Below are 6,493 nucleotides of genomic sequence, written 5' to 3' on the forward strand. Positions count from 1 at the left end.
GATTCGCCCGTCAGAAGCCAGAGTCGACCGGAGAGCTTGACCCCCATGCTGCGCTTGATCTTTTCCCTTTCGGCACTCGCGGCCGGGCTGGCGTCTTCCGGCGCGTTCGCCGCGCCGAGCGCGGATGGCCCGCAAGGCGTGCGCCCAGCTGAACGCGGCGCGCTGATGCTGGCCCAGGAAGGCAATATCGATATCTATTACGACGCCAGGGGCAATCGGGTGCTGGTCGATGCCGATACTGGCAAGGTCATCGCTATCCAGCCGCCGGGGAGCAGGCTCGACCGCCGCGCGCTGCGCCGGCAGATGCGCATGCAGGAGCTCGGCCGCGCGCCGGCCGAGGACGACGACCGCTACTATCTCGACAACCCCGAGGACATGGCGCGCTTCCGCCGGCGGCAGCTGGAGGAGAACGGCCGGGTCATCCCGCCGCCAGCCGACGAATACGATCCCAACGGCGACAATTCCGTCGATGCCTATCCGCCGGCGCCCAACAATGACGAAGGCTACGCCACCACCTATCCGGAAGAGCCAAAGTCCAACACGATCAAGCGCCAGCCGCTGAACGAGGCGTCGATCGACCCTGAGCAGCCGGGCCAGGGCGAGGTGCTGCAGACCAATCCGGAGGCTTCGTTGCCGCCGAACACGGGCGGCAAGGCCACCGTCGATCCATCGCTGTCGCTCGGGGTGCGCCAGGACGTTGCGGCCCTGCAGGTGCTGCTCGACCGCGGCGGCGCTTCGCCGGGCGTGATCGACGGGCGTTTCGGCTCGAATGTCGACAAGGCGCTGGCCGCCTATAACGAGATCAACGGCACCAATCTCAAATCGACCGATGCGGTCGGCATCCAGGCGGCGCTCGCCCAGTCGGGCGGCGACGCCTTCGCTTCCTACACGATCACGCCGGAAGATGTCGCCGGCCCGTATGTCGCCTCGATCCCCGAGGACTACAGCCAGAAGGCCAAGCTCGACTGCATGTGCTACACCTCGGTCACCGAGGCGCTGGCCGAGCGCTTCCACATGGACGAGACCTATCTGAAGTCGATCAACAAGGGGGTGGACTTCAATCGCCCCGGCACGATGATCAAGGTCGCCAATTTCGGCAAGCTGGTCTCGACGCCGGTGATGCGCATCGTCGCCGACAAGACCAAGAAGGAAGTCTACGCCTATGATGGCAGCGGCAAGCTGGTCGCGGCCTATCCGGCCACCATCGGCTCGGCCGACACGCCGTCGCCGACCGGCATCCATGCCGTCTCGCGCATCGCGCTCGACCCGAACTACACCTACAACCCCAACATCAATTTCAAGCAGGGCCAGAACGACAAGATTCTGACCGTCCCGCCGGGACCGAACGGTCCGGTCGGCTCGGTGTGGATCGCGCTCGACAAGCCGACCTACGGCATCCACGGCACGCCCGACCCCTCCAAGATCGGCAAGACCGAGAGCCATGGCTGCGTGCGCCTGACCAACTGGGATGCACGCGAGCTCGCTAAGCTGGTGTCGCCGGGCGTCACGGTGGAGTTCGTCGGCGGACCGACAATCGCGGAGGTCGGCGGGACCTCAACCGATGAGTTTACGCAGCAGTGAGGCGCGCGGCGCGGCGGCATAGATGAGCTGCACCAGCAGGATGAAGCCTATGCTGAGCAGCGGCGTGATCAGGCACAGCGCCGCGCCGACCGCCCACAGGGCCTGCGCCTTGACGATGCGATTGTAGACGGTGCGCCGCGTTTCAGCGTCGACGTCCTCGGCGATCATGCCGTTCCTGTCGGCATACCACCAACTGGCGAACAGCGTCGCGCCCAGCATCAGCAGGTTCAGCCAGTAGACCAGCACCGCGATCCTGAACTCGAGGAAATCGGCCAGCAGGTCGGTCGAGAAGGGCAATAGCGCGATAAAGGCAAGAAAGCACAGGTTGAGCGTCGCCAGCCTGCGGTCCGACTTCGCGATCAGGCCATGCTGCGCCTGCTGGCCGAACCAGAAGATGGTGAGCGTCAGGAAGCTCAGCGCATAGGTCAGAAAGCGTGGCGCGAGCGCGAGGATCGCTCCGAGCAGCTCGCCCTCCGAATGCACTGCCTCATGCGCCGGCACCCTGATCTCCAAAACGATCAGGGTCAGCGCGATGGCGAAGACTCCGTCGGTTATGCCGACGATGCGTCCGCGTCCTTCCGCCGACGGTTCGAGCGGCCGCTTCATGGCTTCCCCCTCCATGCGTAATGTTGGAACCTAGCACGCGATGAGTGGTTTGCCTTCAAGATTGCCGCTCACCTCGCCACCCGGCCAGTGCCATCTGGTTTCAAGAACAGCGATGCTCTGGCTTGTTGTTGCGCCCGCGCAAGAGGGCTAAGCAGGGATCCTATGTCATCCGCGAACGAAACCACCGCCGATTCGCATTCGCCCGCGCGGGCGAACGGCACGTTCTGTCCCCAGACGCAGCGCACATTCGTGCTGGTGTCGGCAATCCTTGCCTCGGCGCTCGGCTTCATCGACGGCTCGATCCTTGCGATCGCCATGCCGGCGCTGCGCGCCGACCTCGGCGCCAGCCTGGCCGAGGCGCAGTGGATTTCCAACGCCTATGCGCTGACGCTGTCGGCGCTCATCCTGGCGGGCGGCGCCGCAGGCGACCGGTTCGGGCTGCGGCGCGCCTTCGTGACCGGCATCGCGCTGTTCATCGCCGCCTCGCTCGCCTGCGCGGTGGCTCCCGACCCGGCCATATTGATCGCCTTCCGCGCCATCCAGGGCATCGGCGCGGCGATCATGGTGCCGGGCAGCCTCGCCATCATCGCCAAAGCCTATCCGAAGAAAGAGCGCGGCCGGGCGATCGGCATCTGGGCCGCCGCTTCGGCGCTGACCACGGCGCTCGGCCCTGTTCTGGGCGGCTTCGTTTTGACGACGTTCGGCAACGGGGTCTGGCGCGCGATCTTCGCCATCAACCTGCCGCTTGGGCTGATCTCGATCTATCTGCTTTTGGCCAAGGTGCCGGCCGACAAACCGACCGAAAAACGCAGCCTCGACCTTGGGGGCGCCGCGCTGGCGACGCTTGCCTTCGGCCTGCTCGCCTATGGGCTGACGGCCATGAATGCCGAAGGCGGCGGAATGCTGTCAACGCCCGCGATCGTTGCCGGTGTGGCCCTGCTCTTTTTCTTCATCGCTTATGAGCGCTGGCAGCGCGATCCGATGATCGATCTCGGCCTGTTCCGCATCCGCGCCTTTGCCGGCGCCAACCTGGCGACATTCTTCCTCTATTTCGCGCTGTCGGCCAATCTGTTCTACCTGCCGATGCTTCTGATCGCCGGCTGGAGGTTGAGCGAGGCCGAGGTCGGCTTCATCTTCCTGCCGTTGTCGGCATTGATCGCGCTTCTGTCCGGGCCAGTCGGCCAGTGGTCGGACCGGATCGGTCCGCGCTTTCCGATCGCCAGCGGCAGCATGGTCGTCGCCATCGCCTTCGCCGGCCTCGCTTTGCTCACGCATTTCGGCATCCACAATTTCTGGACCGGGACATTTCCGCTGATGGCGCTGATGGGGCTAGGCATGGCGCAAGTCGTGTCACCGTTGTCGACCGCGGTCATGACGTCCGTCGAGGATAAGGATACCGGCGCCGCGTCCGGCATCAACAACGCGGTCTCGCGCGTCGGCGGCCTGATCGCCGTGGCGGCGATGGGTTCGCTGGCGGCCTGGGTTTACGCGCGGATCATCGGCAATGCTTCCGGGGTGCCAGGTTTCGGCGAGCCGCCCGCTTCCGGGCTTGCGGCCAATCTCGACGCGGCCAGAGTGGCGGCAAGCGATTCGGCTTTCACCGCGGTCGCGGCGGTCACGGCGCTGCTTTGCGTGCTTTCTTCCCTTATCGCCTGGTTCACGGTTCCCGGACAAGCATCGCCCTGGCCGCGGCAGACAGACGAATCGCGCGATTAGAGCAATTCCAGGAAAAGTGTGAGCGGTTGAGCTCAGCGGCTTCGCCTAAGCATTCCATCCGCAATCGCGTTGAAAGCCAAGAGGCAGAGCGGCTCCTGGAACTGCTCAGTTCGGAAGTTGCGAATCAGTCTTGGCGCTGGCGACCTTCAGCGAGTTGCCGTCTTCCTGCTTCAGAAGATCGTCGATGCGCTCGCGCTCTTTCTTGAAGGCCACGAGATCGTCACCCTTCAGCACCTTGCCGACCGGCAGGCGCACGCGCATTGAATCGACCTTGGTGCCGTTGACGATCAGCTCGTAGTGAAGATGCGGGCCCGTCGACAGGCCGGTCTGGCCGAGATAGCCGATGACCTGGCCTTGGCGGACATGGACGCCGGGCTCGATGCCTTTGGCAAAAGCGCTCTGGTGGTTGTAGGACGTCTCGTAGCCATTGGCATGGCGGATGATGATCTGCTTGCCATAGCCGCCGGCCCAGCCGGCCTTTTCCACGACGCCATTGCCGGCCGCGATGATGGGCGATCCGATGGGGGCAGCCCAGTCCGTGCCGGTGTGCATGCGCACATAGCCTAGAATGGGGTGACGGCGCGCGCCGAAGCCGGAGGTGAAGCGCCCGTTGGGCAGCGGGTTGCGCAACAGGAACTGCTTGGCGCTCGAACCGTTCTCGTCGAAATAGTCGGTGCTGCCGTCCTGCATCTGGAAGCGATAGAAATTCCGCGTCTGCCCGCCAAAGGTCGCCGACACGTAGAGAAGCTCGGAATTGTCGGAGGTCTGGTCGTCGCCGTCGGGCTGCGAGAACAGGACCTCCAGCCGGTCGGCCGGCGAAAGCCGCGACTGGAAATCGACGTCGGAAGCGAGAAGCTTGATCAGCTTCTGCGTCATCGCTTTCGACATGCCGTAGGAATAGGCGGTGCGATAGATGCCGTCATAGACATTGGGCAGGTTGCCGCGCACCACCACCGGCTGCGAATCGTCGAACGCCGTCAAAAGCTCGGGATTTGGCTCCGGTTCCTGAGCCGGCACATATTGGCCGCGGTCGTCGAGCGCGATGGTGACGATGTGCGTGGTCTTGTCATAGACGCTGGTGCGCACGACCTTGGCGATGTCGCCGCGCACTTCGAGGCCGACACGCAGCACCGTCCCGGCCTTGAGCGCCGTGGCGTTCAACAGCTTGCCGATCGCTTCCGCCATGCCGGTGGCGTCGTCGCCGGTGTAGCCCGAATCGGCATAGGCCTCGGCGATATCGGTATCCTTGGTGAAGGGGATGATTTCCTCGGCGAAGGCCGGCGTCTGGTCGTCCAGCGTTGCGCGCGGCGCCACCGAAACGTTTTCCTGGGTGATCTTCACGTCGTAGGAACCGGCCATCGATTCGGCGAAGGCGTCGCCGAATCGCTGCGGATCGACATAATGCAGCGCCGCCACCTGGACGGCGCCGTCGCTCAAGCCGTTGCTGGCGTCGCGAACCACCTTTTCCACCTCGTCGGCCGACAGGTCGCTCTTTTCATCGAATGAAGCCGTCTCGATCGGGAAATCGACCGTCTTGAGGCTCATTTCGCTCTCGACCTTGGCGCCGTAGATCTGCGCGGCGGCCGCGGTCGCCGTTGCCGGCTGGGCGTTGTCGTCGCTGTCGTCGCCGAAGACCTGCAACGGGTCGAAGGGCGGATAGGGGCGGTTGGTGGTGTGGCCGGCGGCCAGAGCCATCTTGATCTGCACGAAAGGCATGGTGTGGATGACGTCGCGGTCACCGACCTTGGTGACCATCGACACTTCCATGCGCCGCCGGTCCTTCGCCCGGGCGATCTGGCGGGGTGCCACGAGCCTGGCGGTCTTCGCCTGCTCGCCGGAATCATCGCCGCCGCCGGCAAGACCGATGAGCTCGGCGATTTCCGGCGGAGTCGCCAATTGCTGGCGGCCATCAAGGGCGGCGAACAAGGCCACGCCCATCAACACGCTCGAGGTCACACCGGTGAGGAAGGTACCCGACAGCCAGCGCGCCGAGACCTCGCGGCGGTCAGGCGGACCGCTGCGGCCGTCCGCGATCAGCGGCGGCTCGTTGCCGAGTTCGGCTATGACCTCTTCGGTGTCCGGCATCCAGAAAGGCTGCTTCTTCCCCAGGCGAAACGGCTTGTCGTTCTCGTTGCGGCCATGACATTTGCCTGTCACGGCCGTTGAAGTCAACGAAGCGGCAAGCCGGCCGATATCCCCAATGATGCGTCTCTTGCGAGACGGCGCTCTTGTCGTCTGTCGCGGTCGTCTGTTTTTGGGGCGCCTCACACATACGCGCGCGCCTTCCTTCTATGGGCTGGTTTCACGCCTTAATGCGGCGGCAATAGGGCCCGCTGTGGATGACCCAAGAGTTGCCGCTGGGGCAGTCGGCTATCGAAAAAGCGGGCTGAAAAATTCGTCGCAAAAAATTCAAAAAAGTTCGAAATCGGTGTTGACGCCTCGAGGGAGCTCCGACTATATACGCCCCACCAACGACGGCGGCGACGCTGCTGGCGACCAAGAAGTTCGCTTCTGAGTATCGCGAGAGTTGGACAGAATTCAAGAGAGCCGCGTGAGCGACACTCGGAGGGCCCCGGAGCCGAGAGCGAAG

4 protein-coding genes are annotated in these 6,493 nt (G+C 64.4%); 2 read left to right on the top strand and 2 right to left on the bottom strand.

Features of this window, described 5'->3' with window-relative positions; translation table 11 throughout:
• The first annotated feature begins 45 nt into the window (after positions 1 to 45).
• Positions 46 to 1,581: a L,D-transpeptidase family protein gene (locus tag E5X34_RS14350; RefSeq protein WP_292565606.1), complete on the top strand. Its 1,536-nt coding sequence runs from the start codon at positions 46 to 48 to the stop codon at positions 1,579 to 1,581.
• Here the strand turns inward: E5X34_RS14350 and E5X34_RS14355 are convergent.
• Positions 1,555 to 2,187 (bottom strand): TMEM175 family protein, encoded by a 633-nt coding sequence (locus tag E5X34_RS14355; protein WP_126064260.1) that lies wholly within the window; start codon positions 2,185 to 2,187, stop codon positions 1,555 to 1,557. The genes E5X34_RS14350 and E5X34_RS14355 overlap by 27 nt on opposite strands.
• 162 nt (positions 2,188 to 2,349) lie before the next feature.
• Here E5X34_RS14355 and E5X34_RS14360 point away from each other — a divergent pair, with 162 nt between their 5' ends.
• Entirely contained in the window at positions 2,350 to 3,903 is a 1,554-nt protein-coding gene (locus E5X34_RS14360; protein WP_292565609.1) for an MFS transporter, read from the top strand.
• Positions 3,904 to 4,008: 105 nt separating this feature from the next.
• Here E5X34_RS14360 and E5X34_RS14365 read toward each other — a convergent pair whose 3' ends face one another.
• The gene (locus E5X34_RS14365) at positions 4,009 to 5,988 is read right to left on the bottom strand and encodes a M23 family metallopeptidase (RefSeq protein WP_292565611.1); all 1,980 of its coding nucleotides are present in this window, start codon (positions 5,986 to 5,988) and stop codon (positions 4,009 to 4,011) included.
• Between the last annotated feature and the right edge of the window lie 505 nt (positions 5,989 to 6,493).

The sequence above is a fragment of the Mesorhizobium sp. genome, from assembly GCF_004963255.1.
Taxonomy (GTDB): domain Bacteria; phylum Pseudomonadota; class Alphaproteobacteria; order Rhizobiales; family Rhizobiaceae; genus Mesorhizobium.

Excerpts from the sequence above, each read along its gene's own strand:
- E5X34_RS14350 (WP_292565606.1), top strand. The coding sequence starts at position 46 with ATGCTGCGCTTGATCTTTTCCCTTTCGGCACTCGCGGCCGGGCTGGCG.
- E5X34_RS14355 (WP_126064260.1), bottom strand. The coding sequence starts at position 2,187 with ATGAAGCGGCCGCTCGAACCGTCGGCGGAAGGACGCGGACGCATCGTC.
- E5X34_RS14360 (WP_292565609.1), top strand. The coding sequence starts at position 2,350 with ATGTCATCCGCGAACGAAACCACCGCCGATTCGCATTCGCCCGCGCGG.
- E5X34_RS14365 (WP_292565611.1), bottom strand. The coding sequence starts at position 5,988 with ATGCCGGACACCGAAGAGGTCATAGCCGAACTCGGCAACGAGCCGCCG.